The following is a 25,487-nucleotide window of genomic DNA, read 5'->3' on the forward strand; positions in this document are numbered from 1 at the left end:
GAGGTCCGCACTCCGCTAATCTACGCCGCGAGTTGTGCCGAATGTTCTGACGACGGACAGATCGCCAACCGACGGATCGAAGCCATAGATGCCGTGGCTGCGCTGCTCCTGATAGAGCACGGTCGGTGTCACGGTCCAATTGTCATCGAGATCGACCTTCAGCGCGGCGCGGCCGCCCCAAGTTTCGGTGTCGTTATAATCCTTCTTCACCAAAGCCTTGTTATTGACGCTGATCCCGTCCTTGAGACAGTTGATGATATTGCCGTTATTGTCCTTGATCTGCGTGCCGCAGAAGGTGCGCGTGCCCGCGACGTTATCGATGTAACCGGCGTCGCGTTGATAGAAGCCGACCACGCGCAGCGCCGCGCGATCGGAGAGCGGCGCGTTGATCATCCCCTCAAGCTTGCCGCCGACGCCGCCCTTGTTGACGGTGTTGATTTCGCCGTCGACCCGGCCGTAGAAACCCGCGGTATCGGGCTTGTTGGTGATGATGCGGATCGTGCCCGCCTCGCTCGATGCACCGTAGAGCGTGCCCTGCGGGCCTGACAGGCTCTCGATCCGCGCCACGTCATAGATATGGATGTCGAGCGTGCCGCCAATCGTCGTCACCGGCTGTTCGTCGAGATAGCTGCCAACCGAGGGCAGCGAGCCCGAGTGGTTGCCGTCGCCGCCCGAGGCGACGCCGCGCATATAGACGGTCGTCAGGCCCGGCTGCAGCGTCTGGAACGCAACCGAGGGGAGAAGCTGGGTATATTCGTTGAAATTCGAGATGTTGAGCTGATCGAGCTTGCGCGTCGACAGCGCCTGCATCGAGATCGGCACCGTCTGGATATTCTCGTCGCGCTTCTGCGCGGTGACGATGATGTCGCTCATCGCGTCGCTGACGGGTGCGCGCGCCGGGGCACCGCCCTCGGCTGGCGCGGTCTGCGCAAAGACCGGACCGGCAAACGCGACCGACGCAAAAAGCGAAATCAGAACGCGGCGTTCGAAACGTGTCATTGCGCTCCCTCCCAGGAAATTGCGTTATTGTTAGGCAACAGGACGATGATGCAGCATGGCCGCAGCGGATCGCCTCGGCGCGCAAATTGCACAAACCGAACCGATCGCCAGATTGAAATATCTCGATAATATTTTACGATCAAACGCTTGCCGAGAATGTAGATACTTAATAGTTTTTGGCGCCGCCGACTCGTTGAATAAATTTAGTTGCACAATTATATTCTTAGATTATTTCCCCCGAACCCAGCTCACTTCCGCTTGTCGACAATCGGCCTTTGGTCACGACTGCCCGCGACGAAAAATCGTCGGGAACCAGTCTTCGCGCAGCTTCTCGCCTGCCGAAATGCCGTGTCCGGGATAAGGAGGCGAGGTGCGGCCCGGCCGCTCGACATAGCGCGCATCGTCCCCGACGAAGCGCAGCGAGAATGCTCGTCGTCGCATCGTAGTATCATTGCCGCGCGCGCCGTGGAGCGTCATGTAGTTGAAAGCAACCGCATCGCCCGGCGCCATCTCCCATTCGCGAATGTCCATGCCCTCCGCATCGGGATCAGGCACCTGTATATAGGCGTCCGCATCGGCGTAGAAATTCTCCTCGGAGAGCCAGCGCGTCGGCACCACCGGCTTGGGCCAGCGGTGCGACCCAGCGACGCAACGCAGCGATGCTTCGCGCACCGGGTCGAGCGGCGACCAGAAGCTGACCGTCTGAGCGCCCTCGACGAAATAATAGGGTCCGTCCTGATGCCAGGGCGTCGGCTTCGACGTCCCCGGCTCCTTGACTAGCACATGATCGTGGAAAAGCTGCGCCGTGTTCGATCTCATCAGGTCCGCTGCGACCTCGGCTGCGGGGGACTGGCGGATGACCGTCTCGAACTCGGCGATGCGTTTCCAGTTGCAATAATCGTCGAAAAAGCGGCCGGACTCGCCGGGCTTGAGGTTTTCGGAGGCATATTCGCCCGGTTCGGCCATGTTGCGCGCGACGCCGGCGCGCAAGCTCTCGACATAATCGGCGAACAGCCCGCGAATGAGTACGACCCCGTCCCGCTGAAAGACCTCGATCTGGGCAGGGCTGACGAGCGAGTGGGGCATTGGCCGGTCCTCTCGATTTGGAGAGGCCATCAAAGGCGCACGCGATCATCGTTTCAAATAATAAGTATCTAATCCACTCTTAGCTTCAAACTATATCTGACGCTCGGCCGGCTCGAATATGTATGCAACCGGTATGAGGATTTTGGGTGCCGATGTCCCCGCTGCGACTCAGTGTCATCGTTTATGGTGTCAACCGGCGTGCGATCTTACCCCCGATCGGCGTCGAACATGGGCTGACGCGATTTTGATGACGGAGTTCACGTTGCGGCCGCGATGAGCCTTGCCTCGAGAAGATCGAGCTTGGCACGGGCGTACATCTGGCGCTTGACGAGTTTGAGTTTGGTGATCTTGCCTTCGGACCGGTTCGGTGCGATCGGGGCGCGAACGGCGTCAATGTCCCTGATCATGCCGCAGGCGAAGGCGTTCACCAGACTCTGACGAACTTTTTCGAGCCAGGCGTCCAGCGAGAAGACCGCCTTCTTGCGTAGCATGACATGGAAGGCGCGATGTCGCGCGCCTCGACGAGCTGGGGAATGAACTCCTCGATAGCCGCGACGGTGATCGTTTTGGCGCGCGATAGAGCGTCGCACTCTGCCGTCATCGGTCGCGCGATGGTTCGGGCGGAAGGAACCTGATACAATCCCTCCGCTTTTTCCGCCCGCCGCTTCCGCGTTGCCCATTCCGTGACCGCCCGAAGCGAAACGCCGAACCCCTACTGCCGCATTTGCCGCCAAAGCTCGGCGCTGTTGCGCTGGCCACCGGCCCATCGGGCGTCAAGCCAGGATAACCAGCCGTCAAGTGAGTTCTCCCGTGTACGGAATACATCGGCCCGCTGGCCGCGCAGTACCGCCCGCACATAACCTCAACTGCGCCCGGTCCGGCGAACGATCTCCTTGATGGTGGCGCCCGATTGCGCCTGTTTTAGAATAGTCCCGTTGTCTTCCTGCCGACAAAGATAACCCTCATAATGCAACCGCTCGGCAGCTGTGAGCAGGTCCGGATTAACGGTGGTCATGCCGATCGCCCTACAGATTTCGCGCATCGAGAAGCGAACCCTGTCAAACGACGCCGGGAAGTGGGCCGGGGGCGACACGTAAAACTGGTCCCCCTTTCGTGTTCAAACGGTGACGGCATCAAGCGACGGAGCGGCCTTCTGCAGAAGGCCGCTCCGTCGCTTTTCGCGTAGTCGATAGCTGTCACCGCGGATGGTGATGACATGGCTGTGGTGAAGCAGCCGGTCGAGAATGGCGGTGGCGACGACGGGGTCACCGAAGACGGTGCCCCATTCGCCAACGCTGCGGTTCGACGTGATCAGCATGGCGCCGCGTTCGTAACGGCGTGATACCAGCTGGAAGAACAGGTGTGCTGCGTTGGGATCGAAAGGTAGATAGCCAAGTTCGTCGACGATCAGCAGTTTGGGCTTGGACAAGAAGGATAACCGCTCTTCGAGCCGCCCTTCGCCATGAGCCTTGACCAGTGCGGCGACGAGCGCCTGAGCGGTGGTGAAGAGCACGGTGTAGTTTTGCCGGATTGCTTCCCGACCCAGCGCGATGGCCAGGTGCGACTTTCCGACACCAGGTGGTCCCAGCAGCAGGACAGCTTCGCCATGGGCAACCCAGCGCGCGGTGGCGAGGTCCCGGATCTGGTGTGGATCGACGCTGGGCTGGGCTTCGAAGTCGAAGCCGCCGAGTTCGCGAGCGTGCGGAAAATGCGCGATCTTCATCGCCATCTCGATCCGGCGTTCGTCCTTGCGGCCGATCTCCCGTTCGCACAGGAACGCCAGCGTCTCGCGCATCGTCAGATCCTTGCGGGCCGCCTCGTCGAGCAACGTGTCGAGCTGATCGCGGATGGCGGTGAGCTTGAGCGGGCCTGTCGGAAATTTTGTGCGCGGAGCCATAAGATGGAAGAGAAAGGACCATCGGCATGGCGATCGAGAAGGACGTATTGGATCAGTTGCTGGCAGGGCGGGATCCGAATGAGCTGTTTGCCAAGGACGGCTTGATAGACGAACTGAAGAAGGCGCTGTCGGAGCGGATGCTGTCAGCGGAGTTGGATGATCATCTGGAAAGCGAGGAAGCCGCGGGCGCTGCCAATCGGCGTAACGGTTCGTCGAAGAAGACGGTGTTGACGGGTGCGTCGAAGATGACGCTGGACATACCGCGTGACCGGGCCGGGACGTTCGACCCGAAGCTGATCGCCAAATACCAGCGGCGCTTTCCCGATTTCGACGCGAAGATCATCTCGATGTACGCGCGGGGCATGACGGTGCGCGAGATCCGCGGGCACCTCGAGGAGCTGTACGGCATCGACGTCTCGCCGGACCTGGTTTCGACGATCACGGACGCGGTGCTGGAAACGGTCGCGGAATGGCAGGGCCGCCCGCTCGATATTTGCTATCCGCTTGTTTTCTTTGACGCGATCCGGGTGAAGATCCGCGACGAAGGGTTCGTCCGCAACAAGGCGGTCTACATCGCGCTGGGCATCTTGCCGGACGGCACGAAGGAGATCCTCGGCATCTGGATCGAGCAGACCGAGGGTGCCAAATTCTGGCTGCGCGTGATGAACGAGCTCAAGAACCGTGGCGTGGCCGATATCCTGATCGCGGTCGTCGATGGCCTGAAGGGCTTCCCGGAGGCGATCAACGCCGTATTCCCGGAAACCGTCGTTCAAACGTGCGTGGTGCACCTGATCCGCAACTCGATGAGCTTTGCTTCCTGGAAAGATCGCAAGGCCATCGCCAGTGCTCTGCGCAGCGTCTATCGCGCGGAAAATGCCGATGCCGGCCGCGCCGCGCTGGACGCCTTCGAGGAAGGCCATTGGGGCCGAAAATATCCTGCAATCGCACAAAGCTGGCGCCGCCATTGGGAGCAGGTCATCCCGTTTTTTGCATTCAGCGCGCCGATCCGCCGGATCATTTACACCACGAACGCGATCGAGGCGCTCAACTCAAAGCTACGCCGCGCTGTTCGTACCCGCGGCCACTTCCCGGGTGACGAGGCCGCGATGAAGCTGTTATACCTTGTTCTCAATCAGGCGGCCGACGAGTGGAAACGGGCCCCGCGCGAGTGGTTCGAGGCTAAAACCCAATTCGCCGTTATCTTCGGTGAACGGTTCATCGCCTGATGAACGAAACCGGCTCCGCGCACAAAATTTCCGACAGGCCCAGCTTGAGCCGGGTCAGCCAGCCCAGCATCGTCTCATGATCGACCGCCATCACCACCGCCCTCCTGCCAGTTGCTCATACTCAAGCAAGGGACGCAGCAGCTCGGGAGACGGCGTTACCGCCGTCTCGGGAACAACAGGGCGCCGTACCGGGGCGCCCACGCCACTGACGCCGACAAAATGGGCCGGATCGGTCAGCCGGCGGTGCCGGCCGCTGGCTTCTGCGTGTTCGGCGACCAGCTGTCCGCCATGGAAGATGCGCACCCGGGTACCGCTCAGCGTCACCTGCACGCTCTCGCCGACAAGCCGCCAGGGAACGGAATAGGCATTGGTGTCGACCTCGACGGCGCAGTCGCTGTGCACCTTGCGGACAAGTTCGCGGAGCTGTCGGAATGGTGGCCGACCCTGTAGCGGTCTCAGCCGACTGGCCTCATCGCGGACAAAACGCTGAAGAGGCGGCTCGCCGGTCGAGCCATGACAACGGGTGTCGGCGACCTCGCGCAACCACCATGCGATATGCTGCTCGAGCGCTTCCATGCTCGCAAAGCTGTGCCCGGCCAACGCGTTGTGCTTCACATAGCCAACACCGCGCTCATCCTTGCCCTTCGTTCGCGCTCGATACGGCGCACAGGCACGTGGCCGGAAACCCCAGTAGCGCGAGAAAGCATGTAACCGGTCGTTGAAGATCACCTCACGTGTCGCCGCGTCGTGATGCGTGACCAGCGCGCGCGCATTGTCGAGCAGCACCTCGGTTGTCGTTCCGCCGAAATACCGGAAGGCCGCTTCGATCCCATCCAGCCATGCTGACTGGCGTTCATGCCGGAACGCCATCGCAAAGGTTCGGCGCGAATAGCCCAGCGTCGCCACAAACATGTAGATCCGCATCATCTCGCCGGCGAGGCACACCCGCTTCTCGCCAAAGTCGATCTGCATCTGGTGCCCCGGCGGGGTCTCGAACCGCATCGTCGCCGTCGCTTCGGCAGCTAACTCCTGCCGATAGCCCGACACCGCCCGCTCGACCGTACGCAGGCTCACCGTCACGCCCAGTTCCCGCGCCAGATCCTGGCGCACCACGTCCGCATTGCCCCGGTGTCGGAAAAACCGCGCACGTAGCCATGCCTCGTGCCCCGCCAGCTTGCTCACTCCCTTCCGCGGGCTCCGGAAGTCCTGCCACCCGCCCACGCCGATGTAGCGCTGCACCGTCGTGCGCGAGCAACCAAACTCCCGCGCGATGCGGCGGCTTCCCCAACCCAGCTTGCTCAACCGCAGCATCGCCGTCACCTCATCAGGCTCGAGCATCGCCTCTCTCCGCGAACACACCGCGGAGATCCTCGCATTATCCAGGATACTCATCAGTCCCTCCTCCTTCAGGAGGGGGCCCAGTTCTATCTGTCGCTACCGGCCCAGTTTTACACGGCGCCTGACAAACCCGCATCAAGAAAGGCTCAGCTGGCAGCCGAACCCTATCCGTCCATTGCATCAAATATGAGTCAGAGCCGATTTTGCAGGCCGAAACACAGCCAGCGCAGCTGTGATGAATCCAGCCGTTGGGCGTGTATCGGCTAACGGGTAGCCGATAGCTTCGCAACCGCAATGAGTGATGGAAGGAGCTCGACCAGAATGCGATGCACGAGGTCCAACGCTCCCAAAAGCTACCGAGGTCATAACATGCGGCGAAGAGAACGACTTGCGAATCGATCTCCAAATCCATAGGGGCGCGCCTATGTGACCGGGTTTCGTGATCAGGCAACTTTTACTAAAAATCAACCAAACAGGATAAATTCATGACAAAGAGGGAGGACGTCAGGCCGAGTCGCTCATCCGAACACTCTTTTCTGAAGACATTTCGCCGATCGCCATGAAGCAAATTCAAGGACCAACACACGCCATATATTACCAGGAAGTTCGATATCGCATTGACTTCTTCATATATACGCTGACGATCGTATCGAATAATGCTTCAATAATGTTGAAAAATGGAACTCACGCACCCAGATTCACTATGTCATTGCATCAGCTAACTCAGTTTGAGAATATCACATTTAGGTCAGCGAAATTGGCTTAACCAAGGGATCGGCAGTTTACCCGGCCAACCACTCACCGCCGACGTTGGCACCAAATGTTGACCACAAAGACGATTGCATAGCGACCAATTCCGGGAAGGTAAAGCGCGTGGAAAATCCCGAACAGCTTATATCGAATACCATCCGCCTCGCTAAGCGGAGCATTGAGTTGCTCACCAAAGCCAGGGACTATCGCGCCCAACCCTACTTCCGGCAGGCACTTGCGATACTGGGCGAAACCCAGGGTTTAAGCAACCCGCATGGAAATCGGGTAGCAAAAGACCTCCTTCGAATGGCGGTCGCGCTACTGGATCAAAATGGTGAAGGTGTCGCTGCGGCTCATGTCGAACAGGCGCTTGAACAGCTCGGCGAACCGTTTCCGCCACTTTCGGAATACGAGATGGTGGCTCGGCTCGATTGGTGGGAGGCAAAAGCACAGAACCGACGGGCTCAACTTCCCGGCACGGTCTGATTGTCCTCCTTCGTGAACAGGCGGTAATAGGCCTGCCTACAACGACGCTCCCCTTCCGCGGTCAGCGTAACAGATTTTGCCTTTCCGACGGGGTTGAAGATGCAATCCTTGTCGTACAGGCGCCCCATCGTGTCCCAGTCAAAGGCTTTCCACGCTCTCCAGAGCGGATCAGACGCGCGCTCCTTGTGCAGCGTCAGGAACATCAGGGCCAGCACCGCTTCATCGATCCGGTCGGTGTCGATCTCCGGTGGAAGCATATGCGAACTCCTTCCCGCAATTTCCTATCACATCTGACGGCAAGTCGCGCGTGACCAGAGGCCGACTATTGCACGAACAAGCACGAGCGTCCTCCCGAACTGCCCGGTGATTGCGCCCGCCACCGGTTTCCTTTCGGCGTGATGCCGGCCCGGGTCGTTTGCTGCTGGGCCGGTAACACCTTTGTTTCACAATTGTTTCCTGATAGACTGCCGGTGGAATGCGCAAAGGACAGCGCCGCGACGGCGGATCCCGGTCCGGCCGCAACCGCCGCGCACGGGGCAACGCCGCCATGGCAGCGCTGATGCTCGATCATACGTGCGGGCATCTCTATCGATGTGTGTCATGGTCGCTCACGCTCCGCGGCCTGCGCACCCAGGCGTTGGATCAGTTGCGCGAGGTAGCCGAGGGACTCGGCGCGCGGCTTATGCCGGCACGGTCGCGTGGAACCCCGTTCGAGTGTGGCGTATTCGGTTGCATCCGCCGTGCGTATGTCGAGGTGCGCTATGGCCACCGCTATCGCATCACGTCGGAAGAACTGGCGTGAGCGATTGCCTGCACCGAACGGTTGCGCGGCCTGGTTTCTGAAATATGCGGCAAGCGGTTCAGCGCCGTCGCGTCCAGGCCATCGCCCGCTCCCTGCGGTGTGGGACATGGTCATGTTCTTCTATGACCGCGTTCGCGTGGAAAAGATGTGGGCGCTTCCCACGCTTCCGCGCGTCCTGTTCGACCCGTACGCCTTCGACAATATCGATCCGGCGCAGATGGCGCCCGGGGTCGGTGCCGACATCACAAGCGTGAAACTCTGTCTTGCCGAAGCGCGCGGCACGATTGCCGCTCGCCGGGTTCACCAGGCCAGCGTCCGATCGCCACTATCCCGACGCAGCCTGTTTCCCGCATCATTCGCCGGCCGTTGCCGGACGACGAGACCGCGGTCGATTTCACCGGGGAAAGGCTCCCTGTAGGCTTCGAGCGCTTCCTGCTTCATCCTGATGTTGATCTTGGCGTCCCGGTTCGTGGTCTCGAGACAAATATGGTCCAACCATTCCCAGATGACGTTCACGTTAACACCCGACGCAAGGAGATGGCCGCTGCCATATACCTCCGAACAAGTGGCGAGACGGGGCGTCGCTAGATGCCGGAATGAATATCGTCGCGGTCGTGTTGGACTGGCTTGTACAGGCCAAAGCTCGCCAGCGGCTGCCGACGCTGCTTAAGAACACTGGTTTCGTCAGCACCGCCTGTGACCGTCGATCGCGCAGCATCTCCCCGAGCAACCGTGCGATCTCCGGCCAATCCAGCACTAACCAAGTAGAAACGAGCCGCAAACGACATTCAGATCCCAAGTGCAGCAATTTTGCCATAGTCATAGACAATTCGAATCGACCCCGCTTGCCCGATGACCTGCGTGGGATAGACTAGGTCAAATAACGAAGACCGTTGCGGCAATGCACCGCCCGGTTTGTACAAAAAGGGGAACATTCATGAGGGAATCCAGATCCAACTGGCTTGCCGGGGTCGCAGTTGTGGCGGTTTCGATTGCTGCAACCTCGACGCCCGCCGCGGCGCAGTCGACGGGAGCCTCTGCGCCCGATACTGTCACGCCAAGCGCCGAAGTCGTCGTCACCGGCTCGCGCATCCGCCGCGATCCGCTCGATCAGGCGTCGCCCGTCGTCAGCGTCGATAGCGAGGCGATTGCGAAGACCGGGCTTTCCTCGATCGCCGACGTGCTACAGCGCCTGCCGAGTTCGTCGGGCGGCCTCAACACCCGGTTCAACAACAGCGGCAATCTCGGCAACCCGCCCGATGGCGGCGGCGTCGGCGCGGGGTCGTCGACGATCGATCTGCGCTACCTCGGCGCCAAACGTACACTCGTGCTGGTCGACGGTCTGCGCTATGTCAGCGGCGCGGCGGCGAGCGGCATTCCCAATTCGGTCGACCTCAATTCGATCCCGGACGGGATGATCGAGCGGATCGAGGTGCTGCAGTCGGGCGCCTCGCCACTCTACGGCTCGGATGCGATCGCGGGCGTGGTCAATATCATCACCAAGTCCCGGCAGGACGGGTTCAAGGCATCAGCGCAGATCGGCTCGTTCCGCCAGGGCGACGGCAAGACCCAGAATTACCAGATGAGCTACGGCACCGGAAAAGACGGGGTCAGCATCGTCGCCGGCGTCAATTACATCAAGCAAGGCTCGGTAAGCGCGCGCAATCGCTCGATTTCGCAATATCCCAATCCCGGGCAGACGAGCTGCTCGGACCCGATCGGCGGATGCAGCGGCGCGACCCCGCTCGGCCGGTTCGACGTCGACGGGAAGGATCTGACGCTGCGCGGTCCGGTGGTGGGCCGCAAACCGGTGTACGATCCGACCCTGGTCGGGGGCGATTATAAGAACTTCACCTCGGCAGATCGCTTCAACTTCGCGCCGTACAATTATTTTGAGACGCCGAGCGAGCGCTATGGCGGTTTCCTCAATGCGCGCGCCGAGTTCAGCGACGCGCTAAACCTGAGGGTGAAGCTGGTCTACAATCACCGTCGTTCACAGAACCAAGCGGCGTTCCTGCCGCTGTTCGTCGGGCCTGATGCGGGCAACGGCAATCTGCTCGACACGATCTCGATCGACGCGACCAACCCCTATAACCCGTTCGGCATGCTCAATTCGGGCACCAACGGTCAGCCCGCGACCTATAGCTTCATCGCCCGCCGGCTGGTCGAGGCGGGGCAGCGCACCTATACGCAGGATGTCGATACGTTCAGCGTCACCGGCACGCTCGACGGCAAGTTCAGGCTGTTCGGGCATACCTGGTATTGGGATGCCAACGCGGTCCTCGGGCTCAACGACGCGCATCAATTATTCACCGGCAATATCAACGCTGCTAAGCTGGCGCAGGCATTGGGGCCTGTCTCCCAGTGCACCGGACCATGCGTGCCGTTCAATATCTTTGGCGGGATCGGCTCGGTGACCCCGGCGATGCTCGCCTTCGTCGGGTTTGACGAGCGCGATCGCAGCCGCCAGCGGCTCAATGATTATGAAGTCAACCTTTCAGGCGCATTGTTCGACCTGCCCGGCGGCCCGCTGGGGGTCGCGCTCGGCTACGAGCATCGTGCCCAATATGGCAGCTTCACCCCCGATCCGATCATTCAGGCCGGGCTTGGCGCCGACATTCCCGCACAGGCGGCGAGCGGCCGGTTCACCGTCGACGAAGTCTATGGCGAGCTCCGCGCACCCTTGCTCAAGGATGTACCAGGCTTCCAGCTGCTCGAGCTCAACGGCGCGGCGCGCTATTCGAACTATTCCTCGTTCGGCGGCAATACCACGCTAACCGGCGGCGCGCAGTGGAAGCCGGTCGCCGACCTGCTGCTGCGCGGTTCCTACGCCCAAAGCCTCCGGGCGCCGAGCATCGGCGAGCTCTATGGCGCGCGCTCACGTTTCGACGTGCCATTGTCGGATCCGTGCACCAATGTCGCGGGTTCGCTCTACCAGACGTCGGCGACGGTGCGCACCAATTGCACCGCCAACGGCGTTCCCGCCAATGGCAGCTATGCCGAGCCGCAGGGCGGGCAACTGCCGGTGCTGACCGGTGGCAACGCCAGTCTGAAGCCCGAAACCGCGCGCACGATCCTGTTCGGCGGGGTTTATAGCCCCGACTGGGCGCGGCACGGCGCGATGCGTGCGGTGAGCCTCGAGGTCAATTATTACGATATCCAGCTCAAGGGCGCGATCGCCTCGATCGACGCCAATGTGCTGCTCAACCGCTGCGCGCAATTGGGCGACGCGCTGAGCTGCGCCGCTGTCCAGCGTACGCCAAACGGCTTCATCTCCGCGATCAACGGCGTGCTGCTCAATACCGGCACGATCCGCACCCGTGGCATTGATGCGACGCTCACCTTGCGCAGCGCCGAGACGGGCGCGGGCACCTTCGGCCTCAGCCTCTACGGCAATGTGCTGTTGAAATATGCGGAAAGCGTCCCCGCCACCATGGGAACCACGACGACCAACTATCTCGGCACCGAGCGCGGCAGCCCCGATCAGGCCTATCCGCACTTCAAGGGAACCGGGGTGTTCGACTGGTCGCTCGGTCCGGTCTCGGCATCGGTCACCGGGCGCTATATCGGTGCGGTGACCGAGATTCAGAACGGCACACGGCTGGGCAGCCGCTTCTATACGGACCTGCAGCTGCAATTCCGCCCGACGTTCATGGACAGCCGCTTCGCGCTCACGCTCGGTGTCAACAATCTGTTCAACGTCAACCCGCCGGGCTGCTTCAGCTGCAGCCTCAACAATTACGACCCGACGACCTATGACGTCCCGGGTCAGTTCGGCTATCTCCGGCTTTCCTACCGGATGTAACCGAAACCGAATTGGTTCACACCAGGCGGGTCGTACGCGGCACGGCCCGCCATTTCAATCAGGGGTCATGCTCGACTTGCCAGCCAGGGAGGCGCAGGGTCGTTCTCACCGGCGTCGAGCGCACGGCCGCACGCTTTGTCAAAGGATCATAGTTCTGGCAGGATCCCGGCCCCCGACTCTGGACTTACACCAACGTTCAGTTTCGGGATGAAAATCTGGCACGCCATCTATCGACCCTGCCCTCACAGGTCGTTTTTGAACCCGATGCGCAAGAAATTCACCGACTCAAATTGATGAATACCAATATGATGCGGGTTCACGGGCGAGGAAGAGAAGAAACAACCGGATGCCGTCACGTTAGCTTCGAATCGAGGCCTGCGAGAAGCCCTTCTCAACCGTAAAGTAATGCTCGAAGAACTGATAGACGCGGCTTCCAACGGTCGGTCATCACGAATATGTAAAGCTTATCGGTCAGATTTGGCACCGGGCATGAGCCAGAAGCTCCAGACCGAGAACGAGCCGAGCAGCGCAAGCGCGATCCCCCCGATTGTCATGATCAGTCGGTGGAAAACTCCTCCCGCTTTGGCTGCGTGAAGCGGATAGGCCAGATCGAGGATCGCCACCCCTTTCGGAAGGGTGTGAGCATCCCTAGCCTCGATCAAATGTGCGCCACCCGGCGCGAACCAGAGAAAGGTATGACCATTAGGCAACCATTCTTCGGATTGGCGCATACGCAACAGGATCGGATCGCCCGCTTGAGCAGGAAAACCAAGCAGCCGTATCTCGGTTGCGGGGAACCGATGCCGCGCGGCAGCGAATATTGCCGGCCAGTCCGGTTGCTCGCGGGGATCGGCGAACCGGACGGCAGGCTGCGCCGTCGCGGCCGCAATCTCGCTCGCGGTCGACCAGGGGCTGACCAGCATCAGGCCTACCGGCTTCAGCGCCATCGCCGCACCGGTTACGAATGACAACAGCAACAGCGGGGCGACAATGATGCCAAGGTCACGATGATGTCAGACGATGGCCGGGCGACTCATCCGCGACGGCCATAATTTCGGGGTGAACATTCGCCGACGACGCCACCAGAGGATCGTCCCCGTGACGACAAAACCGATCCCCAGCAGCGCGGCGATCCCGACGATGGCTTCGCCGGTCTTGCCGATGAACAGATGGCGATGGAAATCGAACAGCCAGATTTCCGGGCGCCCCCATTGGTTCTGCCACCGGCCGACGGTGATGCCGGCGGCATCGAGATAGCGGCCCGACCCGTCGTGATAGACGACGCGATGAAAGGGAAAATCCGGCGACGCGAAGATGATATAGTCCAGGCGGGCGGTCGTATTTTGCGCCGCTTCGACCACAATGCCTGGCAGCGAAACCGCACGGCCGGCGGCGCGGCCAGCCGGTGCGAACAAACTGTCGGCATTGACCAGCAGCGCGCCCGACACGCCCAGCAGCGCCAGCAGAATCCCGATCACGCCGCCAATCCAGCGATGCAGGTGATCCACCACCCACATCAGCCGCCCCGTCGGAACCCGCCGCGCGCTCATCATTACAACTGGATCGAGAAGGCGAACTTGACCGACATCGGCAACCCTTGCGCGAGCAGGCTGGATCCGGTGGACGCCCAGTAGCGCTTGCCGGCGATGTTCTGGCCATAGACCCGCACCATCGCCTGTTTGCCGAGCAGATCGAAGCCGTAGCTGGCGCCCGCGTCGAACGTTTCATAGCCCGGCACGAAACCCTGGTTCAGCGCATTGACGGCGCGGCGGCCGACATGGAACACGCCGGCGGACACACGCAGCCCTGAGATCTGCGGAACCCGATATTCGATGAATAGCGAACCGGAAAATTTCGCGACATTCTCGATCTGTTTGCCGATGACGTTCGCCGCACCCGATTGCTGCTTGGCGTCGAGCACCATCGCGCTGCCCGAGATCGACAGGTTGGGTATCAATTCGCCGACCGCGCTGAACTCCGCGCCCTGATAAGCCGCCTCGCCGTCCTGCACGAAGAAATTGGCGCTGTTGAGATAGGCGGAAGGACGCTTGATGTGGAAATAGGCGCCGGTCAGCAACAGGCCCCGCAATGGCTCGATCTTGACCCCCGCTTCATATTGCTTGCTGATCGCGGCGGGCAGGATTTCACCGGCATTGTTGGCGATCTGCTGGGCGATCGGCCCCGGTTCCAACCCTTCGATATAATTGGCGTAGAGGCTCGCCCATGCCGACGGCTTCACCATCAGGCCGTAGGAGAAGGTATCGGGCTTGATGTTGTACCGGCTGGTGCGGCTGACATCGCGATAGTCGGTCTTGCGATAGCCTACCGTCGCCTGCAGCCAGTCGCCGAGCGAAGCGCGATCGAAGATATAGATGCCCAGATCCTCGGTGCGCGCCGGATTGGGGATGATGCGCGGCGCGGGCATCTGCTGGGGGATCGGCACGGGATTGTAGAGGTTCTGCGCGAAGCTGCGACGCACGGATGTCGGTACATTGCTGTCGCGGGTCAGATAGGCGGCGCCAACGAGAAGGCTATGCTCGACTGGGCAGGTGCGGAAGGTGCCGGACACATCCGCACGATAGATGATGTTCTTATAATCATTGCCCCGCGTTTGCGCGACCGAGACAATGCCGTTGCCCGTGGCAAGATTATAGCCGCCGAACGAGGAATAGGCCCGATCGCGGCTGAGGAAGGACTGGCCTATCGCCGTCGACAATCGCCAGCCCGGCGCGAAGGCATAATTGACGCGTGCAAGGAGGTTCGTTTCCCATCCCCGTGCCTGCATCCATTTGCCGCCGAGATTGGTCGACGGCGGTTGCAATGGTGGAAGGGTGATGACGCCATTGGCCGCGCTCAGGCTGAATTCGGTCGGCTCGGTGATCGTCTTGTAGATATATTCGGCGTCGAGCAGCAACTCGAGGCCGGCGAGCGGCCGCCAGTCGAATGCGCCAGTCACGAAATGCCGTTCGCCGCTGGTCAATCTGACGCCGGTATCGACCAGCGAACTACCCGCATTGACCCGCACGCCAGCCTTGCCGAACCCGCGGCTGATATCGATATCCGCGCCGATCGACCCGTTGCTGTCGCCGGTCATGCCGAACCGCGTGACCGGTACGGCCGCCGGCCTTTCGGTCACCAGGTTGACGATGCCGGATGGGGTGGCGAAGCCGTAATAGAGCCCTGCCGCGCCCTTCAGCACCTCGATCCGGTCCTTGCTTTCGATCGGCTGCTCGACGAGATTGATCACCGGCAGGACGCCGTTCCACCGCACGTTGGCGAAATTGTTGAGTGTGATGCCGCGGATGGCGAGGTTGCTGTAGATGCTCGTGTTGATCTGCGCCTGGGTTACCCCTGGCGTATTGCGCACCGCGTCGATGATCGATCGTGCCTGCTGCGCCTCGAGCAATTCCTTTGTCATGACCGCGACAGTCAGCGGCGTATCGAGCAGTCGCGCGTCGCGGAACGTGCCGGCCTGAACGAAGTCGGCACCGAAGCTGCCCTGACGATCCGCGGTCACGACGATATCCTCATCACCGCCGTGCGCATTCCGGCTCTGCGCCTGCGCGGGAACGGTGGACAGCACCGCGAGGGCGGCGCCCAACAGGATCGAATCCGAAGGACGATATCGATCGATACGGACCACAACGCGCATTGGAACGATCACCCCCGGTTAATGTACGGTGGCGCCCATACGGTATTGCAACTCATTTGCAAATAAGCTTTCCAGGCTTATCGCGCCCGGCGGAAACCGCGCCGCAGATAAACGAGCAGACGATCGGGTCCGCGTGGCGCCGCCATAATCAGGCGATAGTCTCGTTCCAGCGTGAGCGCCACGACGGCGTGTGTGGCGAGGTTCCATGGCGCGAGCGGGTGATCCATCGTCACCACCACCGGCGGCCGCCTGGCCATGATCCGGCGCACTTCGGCCGTTTCGTCGATCCCCGTCGCCCCGCGTTCCGCGTCATAGGCGAGCGTGGAGGGAAAGGCATAAGCAGTCGGGAGGCACGCCTCGGCAAGGTAATAAAGGATCGAATCTCCGGCGAAGACATAGGGACATTCGCCCCTGCTATTGGCCTTGATCAGCTGCGCGATCGCGCGGGCCGAGGCCCCGTCATCGGGTTCACTGGTGAGATGGAACACCAACAGCGCCGCCCCCCATCCCATCGTCGCGAGGAGCGCAGCACGGTACCGCCCTACAACGGGCGCCGCGATTATCGTCAGCGGCACCATCAGCGGCAGAGCATAATGATCGAAGAATGCGCCGATCATCACGAAGGCGACCAGCGCAGCCGCCAGCCAGCCAAAGACAAGGAGTGTTGGGGCATTGCGTGGACGTTCGCGCCAGCAAAGAACTGCACATACCGCGAACGGCGCAAGCTGCGTCATAGTCCCCGCCAGGCGCGCTGCAATCTTCGCGGCGGGGTATCCCCTACGTAGACCGATCGACACGAAATTGGAAAACCAGAATGCCTGGAACTCAACAGGACCGCGCCAATAGTAATAAGCAACGGCCAGCCCGGTCGGCGCCAAACCCAACCCCGCCCACAAGGTCGCAGCACCGCCCATCGCGAGCCACGACGCTCTCGCGCGCCGCAGATAGCAAAGGTGCGCGAGGCCAAAAAAGGCGCCCTCGACAACCGGCGTGTATTTGGTCTGGATCGCCAATCCGGCAAGCAGACAGGCGCCCGCACCATTGAGCACAATCGCGCGCCGGCCACCTTGCGCTGCCAGCAGCGGCAACCGCAGCGTCAACAATCCTCCGGCAGCGATGAACAAATTGTAGAAAACCGGCGACTGACCGCCTCGCCCGCTCAGCAGGGAGAGCCAGAGAATATACCCGATCGCGGCCGCGATCGCCCCGCCCCCGCTTGCACCCAGCTTCCGGCCGGCGCGCGCGATCATCCAGGCGGTAGCTGCGGCAAATAGGGTCGCGACGAGTTGATAGGTGAGGATCCCGTCCCCCGGTATCAACCGGATCGCGGCGAAGATCAGAAAAAGCCCGACCGGCTTGCGGTCCCATATGCCGATATAGGGCAGCACGCCGTGCAGCATCCTGTCGCCGACGAGCAAATAATATTCCTCATCGACATGGATGGCCGGATTACCAAAATCGCGCGCGCGAATCAAAATGGCGACGAGGAGCAGCAGTACGAAGACAGCAAATGCGCCCGATCGCGCCGATCGACCGCGCGCCGTGGATATGTCCGTACCCGCGCTAGTCATCGGGGCATCCAATCAGCGCGCGCGCAGGCGTCATCCAACTCATTTCCTTTGCGGCCATCGCAGGAGCGCCGCTTCGGCGTCGTCGGTCACCATCCCGGGAGCGTTTCACCGCGCCATCCACCTCGCCGAAACGCCATCGACGGCAACCAATTGTCATCATCGTGGTGTCCGCGGTATTCGCGCTCCCGACGCTCGCGCGTCCAATAGCGTCGTGCCCGTTCGCGTTTCCGGCACTCGCGACCTTCCCGCCAAATTCACGGTTGTGGATCGGTTTACAAAAATGGGCTCTGACGCATATTTGGGGTTGCTTGGGATGTCGCTCCAATCTGTCTGGCTTCGAGCAGATCGAGTTTTGCGCGATCGCAGCTGGAGCGTTGTGATCTGCCCACCGGTTTGCCCGTTCGACCAGGACGATACGATAACGGCGCGAATGGCGGCGAGGTCCTTCCGTACACCGTGAGCGAAGAAAGCGAGGGGGCTTGATCCTGCCCGCCCCAGCCAAGGCTCGAGCGAGCTATCTCGCGTGCGGGACGCCTCGAAACGCTGGCCGCGGATCATGGCGCGGACATCACCTCTGCCATGGCCAGTTCGACGTTCGATCTCCCTGATCGCAAGCCCGCTCTTGGCCCGTTTGAGGATGGCTGTGCTGGTTTCCTCACGCCGTAAATAGCCCTCGTACTGGAGTCGTTCCACAGCGCTCAGGATAACGGGTTCGACGATGGTCGCATCGATCGCCGCCCGGATAGGACGCATCGACGCGCATACTGTATCGAGGGCGGCGCGACTGGCATCCTCGTTCAGATGCCAGCGATCCGCGACCTGGGTGACGTACGATAAAGCCCTGGCGGCCGCCAGCGCGCAAGCGCCGCTACGATCACGCACAACGGGGGCGATCTGGGGTTGCCGCACGCGCCAGGCGTAGCCGGGAACAGGCTCACGATCAGGAAGCAGCCGGATTGGTCGCCGCCGCTCGAGATCGCAGATGATGGTGCCGTAGCGATGGTTTTTACGCCGCCACGCGTGGTCATCGACCCCAACGATATGAGTCACGGCGAAGCGCGGACGGCCACACCTTTGGACCGTCCTGCGCAGCGAACACCTTGCTAACCGGGCCGTTCCACATATTGAGTCATAGCTCAGCCCGACGCCGATTGACCCCAAAGGCGGCACATGGAACGGCGATTGCGCGGGGCGCATCGGCATATCGCGGATTGGAGACAATTTTGAAAATAGTCTGTTGATTTCAAACTGAATTGCATGTGCCAGGGCGATTGTTCTGCCCAGCATCTGAACGAGGATCACAGCTTTACCGAATTAAGTCGCAGTGCATTGCTGACGACGGTAAAGCTCGACAACGCCATCGCCGCGCCCGCGAGCATGGGGGACAGAAGAATGCCCGCGACTGGATAGAGCACACCGGCGGCTATCGGCACGCCAATGCCGTTGAACAGGAATGAAAAGAACAGGTTCTGACGAACGTTCCGCATCGTCGCGTGCGCGAGCCGACGCGCGCGCACCATCGCCGCCAAGTCGCCCTTGGTGAGCGTCATTCCCGCGCTTTCGATCGCCACATCGGTACCAGTACCCATCGCGACGCCCACGTCCGCTGCAGCGAGCGCGGGTGCGTCGTTGATTCCGTCGCCGGCCATTGCCACGCGGGCCCCTCGCGCCTTGAGTTCGACGACGATGCGGGCCTTATCCTCGGGCCTTAGGCCAGCATGAATCTCGTCGATCCCGCCGATCGCCTCGGCTACAGCTTGCGCCGTTCCCTCGGCGTCGCCGGTAAGCATCACGATCCTGAGGCCTTCCGACCGCAGCGCCGCGATCGCATCACGGGCGGAGGGGCGAAGTGGATCGGCAACCGCGATGAGCCCTGCAAACCGCCCTTCAATCGCAACGAACATCACACCCGCGCCCATCCCGCGATGCCGCTCGGCTGCTGCGCCGAGCGCCGCCGGATCAGCGCCAACGCTTTGCAACTGAGCCGCATTCCCGACCGCAATGCGTCGTCCCTCTACCACGCCGGTAACCCCCGCCCCGGTCTGCGACTCAAAGGCTTCCACCTCCGGAACCCTGACACCCTTCACCTCGGCGCTACTCAACACGGCACGGGCGAGCGGGTGTTCGGAGCGCGCTTCGACCGCCGCCGCTGCGCCTAGAACCTCCTCCCGTGTGAAACCGTTGGCGACCTCGACCGCCGTCACCTGGGGTCGTCCGGCGGTGAGCGTGCCCGTCTTATCGATTACCAGCGTATCGACCGCTTCCATCGCCTGTAGCGCCTCGGCATTCTTGATGAGCACGCCGGCGTGAGCCCCGCGGCCGGTGCCGACCATGATCGACATTGGCGTGGCGAGCCCCAATGCACATGGGCAGGCGATGATCAGAACAGCGATAGCGTTGAGCAGCGCATGCGCGAACCGCGGCTCGGGCCCGACCAGATTCCAGACCAGGAATGTGGCTGCGGCAATTGCCACGACCAGCGGCACGAACCAACCCGACACACGGTCCGCTACCGCCTGGATCGGCGCGCGGCTCCGCTGGGCCTCGGCGACCATCTTGACGATCCGCGCCAGCACCGTATCGGAGCCGACGGCGCGCGCCAGAATGACAATCGACCCGGTGCCGTTGACCGTCCCTCCGGTCACAGTCGCGCCGGCTTTCTTAAGGACCGGAGCCGGCTCTCCCGTGAGCATGGACTCGTCGACCGAGGAGCGGCCGCTGACGACGTCGCCATCAACGGGAATTGCCTCGCCAGGCCTCACCTGCAAATAGTCCCCTACCTTCACCCCCGCGAGAGCGATTTCGGTTTCGCTGCCATCGTCGGCGATGCGCCGAGCGGTCTTTGGCGCGAGATCGAGTAGCGCGCGAATGGCCCGGCCGGTCGCTGCCCGCGCACGCAGTTCGAGCACCTGGCCGAGCAGGACGAGCGTTACGACGACGCCCGCCGCCTCATAATAAACAGGCACCATCCCGCGCATGCGGAAGGTTGGCGGAAACAGCCCTGGTCCGACCGTCGCGACGACGCTGTACGCAAATGCCGCGCCCACCCCGATCGCGATCAGCGTGAACATGTTCAGATGGCGGGTGACCAACGAGGTCCAGCCCCGTTCAAAGAACGGCCAACCGCACCAGAGGACGATCGGCGCGGCGAGCACTAACTGGACCCAGGGCGAAAGGGATGGCGGGACCAAATGGATGCCGGTCAGTTCGGTGCCCATCGACACCGCGAGCAGCGGGACGACAAGCGCAGCTGAGATCGAGGTGCGCCGGGTGAAGTCGACGAGCTCGGGATTGGGTCCGGCATCGATGCTGGGATCTTCGGGCTCGAGCGTCATGCCGCAGATCAGGCAAGTTCCTGGTCCATTGCGGCGAATCTCGGGGTGCATGGGGCAGGTCCAAACCGCCCCCTGCGGCACGACCGCCGCCGCTCGCGGGTCCGCACCCAAATAGGCCTGCGGATCGGCGGCGAAGCGTATTCGGCACCGGTCGCTGCAAAAGAAATTTCGCACGCCGTCCTGCTCGACTTGATGCGGCGTTGTCGTCGGATCGACCGTCATCCCGCAAACCGGATCAATGGCCTCAATAATCGAGCCATCTGAACCCGAATTAGCGCGGTTCGCAGAGCAGCAACTGCCTGATCCTGGCGTTGCCTCGGGAAGATGCGCGTGTCCGGCCATGTCGATCCTCCAATGCGGGTCGCGATGGGGTCTGACCTTGCGTCAGGGCCAGCAATCGCCGGACGCCCATCATGAGGGATTACGCATCCGCACGCGCAACCCCTCATGTCGAGTGCAAAATCGCTTAGCGAAAGGACATAACCGAGGTCGGCAGATCGCATTTTGCGGGCGGCGGAGGATCTCGCTCTCGCCTTTGGCCGGGCAGCTTTGACGCGCTGCTACGATGCTGTGTTCTATCGCGGCACCTCACGACCGCCCTTCCACGACACGGTCTGGGGCAACTTCATTTGTCGCCTGTCCGCTCCCGCAATAGGACCCCTCAGATCAGCCGACCGGAACCTGGAGGGCTGGTTGGCTTTTTCTCACGCGCTATTCGTGCTCGCCGCCGTGTCCGTCTCCAGATCCATGACCGCCATAGCCGTGACCATCATAGCCGTGTCCGCCATAGCCGTGTCCGCCATAGCCGTGTCCGCCATAGCCGTGTCCGCCATAGCCGTGTCCGCCATAGCCGTGTCCGCCATAGCCGTGTCCGCCATAGCCGTGTCCGCCATAGCCGTGTCCGCCATAGCCGTGTCCGCCATAGCCGTGTCCGCCATAATATCCATGCCAAGCGCCGTAGCCATGATCCGCATGGAAGTAATGATGGTGGCCATGTCCGCCGATTGAGACGAACACCGGGGCCCCTTCGTAGGGCGGGTATCCATAGAAAGGTCTGTAATTGTAGCCGTAGCCGTATGGGTCGGATGCGCCACGAATACGAACAGGCGCATAAACGCGATGGTGACCGTGTCCTGCATAGTGGCCATGGCCGTGTCCGCCCCGCGCCCATGCAGCGCTAGGGAACGAAGCGATCATTACGCCCGCTGCTGCGATCGCGAGAATGTTCTTCATCATCTCAACCTCCTGCCGATTTTGACCAAGTTGGCGCGGCCGAGGGCGGGCCTCGTCAATTCTGCTCATATCTTCGCCGGCGCCTTAAAAGAGTGGTACCCACGGAACCTGGCCGGGCATCGTTTGTTGCCGTCGAATTCAATCATCAGCGCGGACCAGGCAGAGGCGGAGGCGCCATTCCTGGCCAAAAACTGCCCGGTCGCCCGTGATGACTATAACCATGATCGGCCATCTCCAGTTGAAGGAGGCAATTGGCGAAGCCTTGGCTCCCCGGCACGAAACCATAAGCGCTGCAGGTCGTCTCATGCCGGAACAGCATTTCCTGCCGACCGATGCATCCACCCAGCACGGCGGCGGGGAGAGCAATCACTAGAAGCGTCCATCGTCTGCGCATCTTTCGGCTACTCCCGCTGTTGGTCGTCGAGTGTGTCGTTCGCTGTCCTGGTTGCCAGTTCCGCAATGCCACCTGCCGAGCGTCGCATAGGGTTGGTGGTCATGGCGGCAATTGGCATAACCGTGCCCACCGTGCCCTGAACCACGCATAGGGAAAGCCGCACTGCGCGCATTCCAGCTGCCAGTATTTCGCGCCGCGACGTGCCCACCGCTGTAAATGACGTTACGGCCATCGGATTGTGATTTTGCCCGATCTCCGAGGATGTGGAATGGCCAGCGGCAATGTCTGCCGGATGAGCCGCTGCGCTATGCGATTGCGCGGCCACAGGGTATGCGACAAGAGCCGTGAAAAGAGCAGCAGCCAGTCTCCAAAGCGATTTCACGTTTCATCCCTTGTCAGGCGATACGCCGCGTTGAGCGGCACATCGATTGATTTTGCCAATGCTGCTCAGTTAATCAGGCGGCGTCTGAGACCTTTTGTACCTGCTCACCGACGCCGGCAGCATTGCTAATGATACGCAATACCTTGGGCTGCGAAGTTCGCACCAGCTTGTCGCACCGGTTAAAACCGATTTACCGATCGACACGGAAGCTCCTCGGGGGGATTGGACAGCGGAGGGCATGGAATCTCTCGTTCAGGCCCGGACAGTCTGCGTTAGATTGCCGACGGACCGTCCTTGCGCGCCGGACGCGCGCCCCCGTAGGCTGGCAGGCTCATCACAACCTTGAGACCAGGCTGGTTGTCGTGCAGCGACAACGTGCCGCCGTGTGCCCGCACGACAGCGGAGACAATCGACAGACCCAGCCCACTGCCGGGCGTTGTCCTGCTAGCATCCAAACGGGTGAGACGCGCGACCGCCCGCTCACGATCGTTATGGCCGATACCAGGGCCATCGTCCGCTACGGAAAGAATGACACGGCCGTCGCGGGTTTCTGTGCGCACCTCCACATTGGCGGCGGCACCGCCATATTTGAGAGCATTGTCAATCAGGTTGACCACCGCCTGCATCAACAGCGGGCGAACGCCTTCCACGACCGCTGGTTGCGCATGGCCGACGAGCCGCCGCCCTTCGCTGTCGGCGGCCGGCTCATAGAGATTGACGGCCTCCCTTGCGATCGCTGCCAGGTCGACCCGCTCGAACGCTTCGGACGTCAGTGCCTCGGTGCGCGCAAGTCCCAGCAGGTCGTTGATGAGCTTGAGAAGAGCATCGAGGTCATGCGTGGTGTCGAGCAGCAGACCCGGATCGCTCGTCGTTTTCCGCAGGATCGCCAGCTCGATTCGAGCCTTGATTCTGGTGATCGGCGTCTTCAAGTCGTGCGCGAGCCCGTCGGTCGCAGCGCGCAAGCTGGCGACCATCCGTTCGACTTCGGAAAAGCAGGCGTTTACCGTTTCTGCCAGTCGATCATATTCGTCGCCGTTCCCAGTTGTCGGCAGGCGCTCATCCAGGCGGCCGGCGAGGAACCTCTCACCGGTGTCACTTACCCGTTCGACAAAACGGAGCGCGCGACGACTGATCAACCATCCCAGTCCCAATCCGATCAGCGAGGTGAGTCCAATCGACCAGATCAGGGTTTCGATGAAGCGCTCGCGCAGCCGGGCCCGCCCGCTCGCGAGATGCCCGACGAGGAGGCGACTTTTGCTACCCAAAGGAACGACTTGCGCCTCGATATCATGCTTGACGGTGCCCTGCCCGCTCTTGAGCGGCACCGCTGAGCGGCTCCAGCCGTATTGACGCATGTCGCGCGGCCAGACGGAAAGATCACCGGCAATGACCTCGAATCTGTCGTCCGCAACCACGTAGACAAAATCCCTCGCTTCGTCACGTCGCGCACGGGCGTCGACGAAACGCGTCAGCTCGGTCAAACCTCCTGCATTGTAGCGATCGACCAATCCTGTAATTTCGGCGCCCACCATATGCCGTGCCTCGGTATCAAGGAGGCTGATGGTGCGGACGTATTGCAAGGTCAGCGCCGTGACTGTTGCAACCAGGGCGGCAAGTGTAACCCATAGCGCGCCCCTGAATGCGGCGGCATGGGTCTGCTTTCGCCTATCGTGCATCGAGACGATAGCCCGCTCCGCGCACAGTTTGAAGCAACGGTCGCTCCCCGGGATGATCGATTTTCGCGCGTAACCGGCTGATGTGGACATCGATGACATTCGTTCCGGTATCGAAACCATAGTCCCATACGGCCTCGAGCATCATAGTTCTGGTCACCACCTGGCCAGCATGTCGGACGAGGTAGTCTAGGATCTGGAATTCCTTGGCGAACAGCTCGATTGCCCGCTCGCCGCGTCGCGCGGAGCGCGACAAGAGATCCAGTTCAAGATCCGCCACCCGCCGCACGACCGTGGTGGATGCGGCGCCCTCACCGCGGCGAATGATGGCGGCCAGCCGCGAGATCAACTCCTGGAAGGAAAATGGCTTCGGCAGATAATCGTCTGCGCCACTGTCGAGACCGCGGATACGATCATCGACTTGACCAAGCGCGCTCAGGATGAGTACGGGAACGGTCTTGCCTTCGGCCCGCAAGGCTTGCAGCACCGAGAGCCCATCGAGTTGCGGCAGGCTCCGGTCCAGGATGATGGCGTCGTAGCTATTGGTGAGTGCAGACGTCAGACCATCGATCCCGGTCGCACTGTGATCGCACGCATGGCCCAGCTCGATCAGCCCCTGCCTGACATAGTCCGCCGTCGCGCTGTCATCTTCGATCAAAAGCAGCTTCATGCGGTCACCTCAATTTGCATTAACGAGCAAGTCTGAGCTCCACGTCGCCATCCACTTTAACACCGCGAGCCGAGCCAGTCGCCTGTTCTCGACATCGCCTGCGCCCTGAGGAGGATGGAGTTTCGAGGTCTGGCCCTACGCGTTCAGTAGCGCGCGCGTACGTTCCATCTGCCTGTGGCAGACATTAC

At 61.6% G+C, this 25,487-nt stretch carries 20 protein-coding genes and 1 pseudogene; 5 read left to right on the top strand and 16 right to left on the bottom strand.

Going from position 1 to position 25,487, the window contains the following annotated elements; all coding sequences use genetic code 11:
* Positions 1–15: 15 nt before the first annotated feature.
* The 5 genes from ACM61V_RS15800 to istB form a co-directional block, all read right to left on the bottom strand.
* Positions 16–999, bottom strand: coding sequence for a TonB-dependent receptor plug domain-containing protein (locus ACM61V_RS15800; protein WP_419714124.1), 984 nt, complete (start codon positions 997–999; stop codon positions 16–18).
* Positions 1,000–1,278: 279 nt separating this feature from the next.
* Positions 1,279–2,085, bottom strand: coding sequence for a phytanoyl-CoA dioxygenase family protein (locus ACM61V_RS15805; protein WP_401531746.1), 807 nt, complete (start codon positions 2,083–2,085; stop codon positions 1,279–1,281).
* 257 nt (positions 2,086–2,342) lie between these two features.
* Entirely contained in the window at positions 2,343–2,765 is a 423-nt protein-coding gene (locus tag ACM61V_RS15810) for a hypothetical protein (protein WP_401531748.1), read from the bottom strand.
* Between the two features lie 182 nt (positions 2,766–2,947).
* Positions 2,948–3,100, bottom strand: a complete 153-nt coding sequence (locus tag ACM61V_RS15815) for a hypothetical protein (RefSeq protein ID WP_401531750.1) — start codon at positions 3,098–3,100, stop codon at positions 2,948–2,950.
* A 102-nt stretch (positions 3,101–3,202) separates the two neighbouring features.
* Positions 3,203–3,982, bottom strand: a complete 780-nt coding sequence (gene istB, locus ACM61V_RS15820) for an IS21-like element helper ATPase IstB (RefSeq protein WP_419714125.1) — start codon at positions 3,980–3,982, stop codon at positions 3,203–3,205.
* A gap of 26 nt (positions 3,983–4,008) precedes the next feature.
* Between istB and ACM61V_RS15825 the strand changes: the two genes are divergently transcribed.
* Positions 4,009–5,208 (top strand): IS256 family transposase, encoded by a 1,200-nt coding sequence (locus ACM61V_RS15825; RefSeq protein WP_286772157.1) that lies wholly within the window; start codon positions 4,009–4,011, stop codon positions 5,206–5,208.
* Positions 5,209–5,298: 90 nt separating this feature from the next.
* Here ACM61V_RS15825 and istA read toward each other — a convergent pair whose 3' ends face one another.
* The gene (gene istA / locus ACM61V_RS15830; RefSeq protein ID WP_419714126.1) at positions 5,299–6,600 is read right to left on the bottom strand and encodes an IS21 family transposase; all 1,302 of its coding nucleotides are present in this window, start codon (positions 6,598–6,600) and stop codon (positions 5,299–5,301) included.
* 819 nt (positions 6,601–7,419) lie between these two features.
* Between istA and ACM61V_RS15835 the strand changes: the two genes are divergently transcribed.
* Positions 7,420–7,782: a hypothetical protein gene (locus ACM61V_RS15835; protein WP_401531752.1), complete on the top strand. Its 363-nt coding sequence runs from the start codon at positions 7,420–7,422 to the stop codon at positions 7,780–7,782.
* Here ACM61V_RS15835 and ACM61V_RS15840 read toward each other — a convergent pair.
* A complete protein-coding gene (locus tag ACM61V_RS15840) occupies positions 7,761–8,039 on the bottom strand; it encodes a DUF6429 family protein (RefSeq protein ID WP_401531753.1) in 279 nt (92 codons plus the stop codon). The genes ACM61V_RS15835 and ACM61V_RS15840 overlap by 22 nt on opposite strands.
* 302 nt (positions 8,040–8,341) lie before the next feature.
* On the opposite strand from ACM61V_RS15840, the gene ACM61V_RS15845 reads away from it, so the two are divergent.
* On the top strand, positions 8,342–8,584 hold the full coding sequence (locus ACM61V_RS15845; RefSeq protein ID WP_419714127.1) for a hypothetical protein: 243 nt from the start codon (positions 8,342–8,344) through the stop codon (positions 8,582–8,584).
* A 300-nt stretch (positions 8,585–8,884) separates the two neighbouring features.
* Here the strand turns inward: ACM61V_RS15845 and ACM61V_RS15850 are convergent, their stop codons facing one another.
* Positions 8,885–9,100 carry a hypothetical protein gene (locus ACM61V_RS15850; protein WP_419714128.1) on the bottom strand — a complete coding sequence of 72 codons (216 nt, stop codon included), beginning with the start codon at positions 9,098–9,100 and terminating at the stop codon, positions 8,885–8,887.
* Positions 9,101–9,521: 421 nt separating this feature from the next.
* Between ACM61V_RS15850 and ACM61V_RS15855 the strand changes: the two genes are divergently transcribed.
* Positions 9,522–12,389, top strand: a complete 2,868-nt coding sequence (locus tag ACM61V_RS15855) for a TonB-dependent receptor domain-containing protein (protein WP_419714129.1) — start codon at positions 9,522–9,524, stop codon at positions 12,387–12,389.
* A gap of 464 nt (positions 12,390–12,853) precedes the next feature.
* On the opposite strand, the pseudogene ACM61V_RS15860 reads toward ACM61V_RS15855, so the two are convergent.
* The 6 genes and pseudogenes from ACM61V_RS15860 to ACM61V_RS15885 all read right to left on the bottom strand — a co-directional run bounded on the left by ACM61V_RS15860 (position 12,854) and on the right by ACM61V_RS15885 (position 22,180).
* Positions 12,854–13,942 (bottom strand): annotated as a pseudogene (locus tag ACM61V_RS15860) (PepSY-associated TM helix domain-containing protein).
* The gene (locus tag ACM61V_RS15865) at positions 13,942–16,041 is read right to left on the bottom strand and encodes a TonB-dependent siderophore receptor (protein WP_419714130.1); all 2,100 of its coding nucleotides are present in this window, start codon (positions 16,039–16,041) and stop codon (positions 13,942–13,944) included. The pseudogene ACM61V_RS15860 and the gene ACM61V_RS15865 overlap by 1 nt, the downstream one beginning before the upstream one ends.
* 77 nt (positions 16,042–16,118) lie before the next feature.
* Positions 16,119–17,612, bottom strand: a complete 1,494-nt coding sequence (locus tag ACM61V_RS15870) for a hypothetical protein (protein WP_401531764.1) — start codon at positions 17,610–17,612, stop codon at positions 16,119–16,121.
* A 156-nt stretch (positions 17,613–17,768) separates the two neighbouring features.
* Positions 17,769–18,914 carry a transposase gene (locus tag ACM61V_RS15875; RefSeq protein WP_401531765.1) on the bottom strand — a complete coding sequence of 382 codons (1,146 nt, stop codon included), beginning with the start codon at positions 18,912–18,914 and terminating at the stop codon, positions 17,769–17,771.
* Positions 18,911–21,289 carry a heavy metal translocating P-type ATPase gene (locus ACM61V_RS15880; protein WP_401531767.1) on the bottom strand — a complete coding sequence of 793 codons (2,379 nt, stop codon included), beginning with the start codon at positions 21,287–21,289 and terminating at the stop codon, positions 18,911–18,913. Before ACM61V_RS15880 ends, ACM61V_RS15875 begins: the two co-directional genes overlap by 4 nt.
* Before the next feature lie 369 nt (positions 21,290–21,658).
* Positions 21,659–22,180, bottom strand: a complete 522-nt coding sequence (locus ACM61V_RS15885; protein WP_419714131.1) for a hypothetical protein — start codon at positions 22,178–22,180, stop codon at positions 21,659–21,661.
* Positions 22,181–22,400: 220 nt separating this feature from the next.
* Between ACM61V_RS15885 and ACM61V_RS15890 the strand changes: the two genes are divergently transcribed.
* The gene (locus tag ACM61V_RS15890) at positions 22,401–22,553 is read left to right on the top strand and encodes a hypothetical protein (protein WP_401531769.1); all 153 of its coding nucleotides are present in this window, start codon (positions 22,401–22,403) and stop codon (positions 22,551–22,553) included.
* A 675-nt stretch (positions 22,554–23,228) separates the two neighbouring features.
* On the opposite strand, the gene ACM61V_RS15895 is transcribed toward ACM61V_RS15890, so the two are convergent.
* Both ACM61V_RS15895 and ACM61V_RS15900 read right to left on the bottom strand, forming a co-directional pair.
* Entirely contained in the window at positions 23,229–24,722 is a 1,494-nt protein-coding gene (locus ACM61V_RS15895; protein WP_419714132.1) for an ATP-binding protein, read from the bottom strand.
* The gene (locus tag ACM61V_RS15900; protein WP_419714133.1) at positions 24,622–25,299 is read right to left on the bottom strand and encodes a winged helix-turn-helix domain-containing protein; all 678 of its coding nucleotides are present in this window, start codon (positions 25,297–25,299) and stop codon (positions 24,622–24,624) included. The genes ACM61V_RS15895 and ACM61V_RS15900 overlap by 101 nt, the downstream gene beginning before the upstream one ends.
* Positions 25,300–25,487 lie beyond the last annotated feature (188 nt).

Source organism: Sphingomonas sp. TX0543 (assembly GCF_048565505.1).
Lineage (GTDB): Bacteria > Pseudomonadota > Alphaproteobacteria > Sphingomonadales > Sphingomonadaceae > Sphingomonas.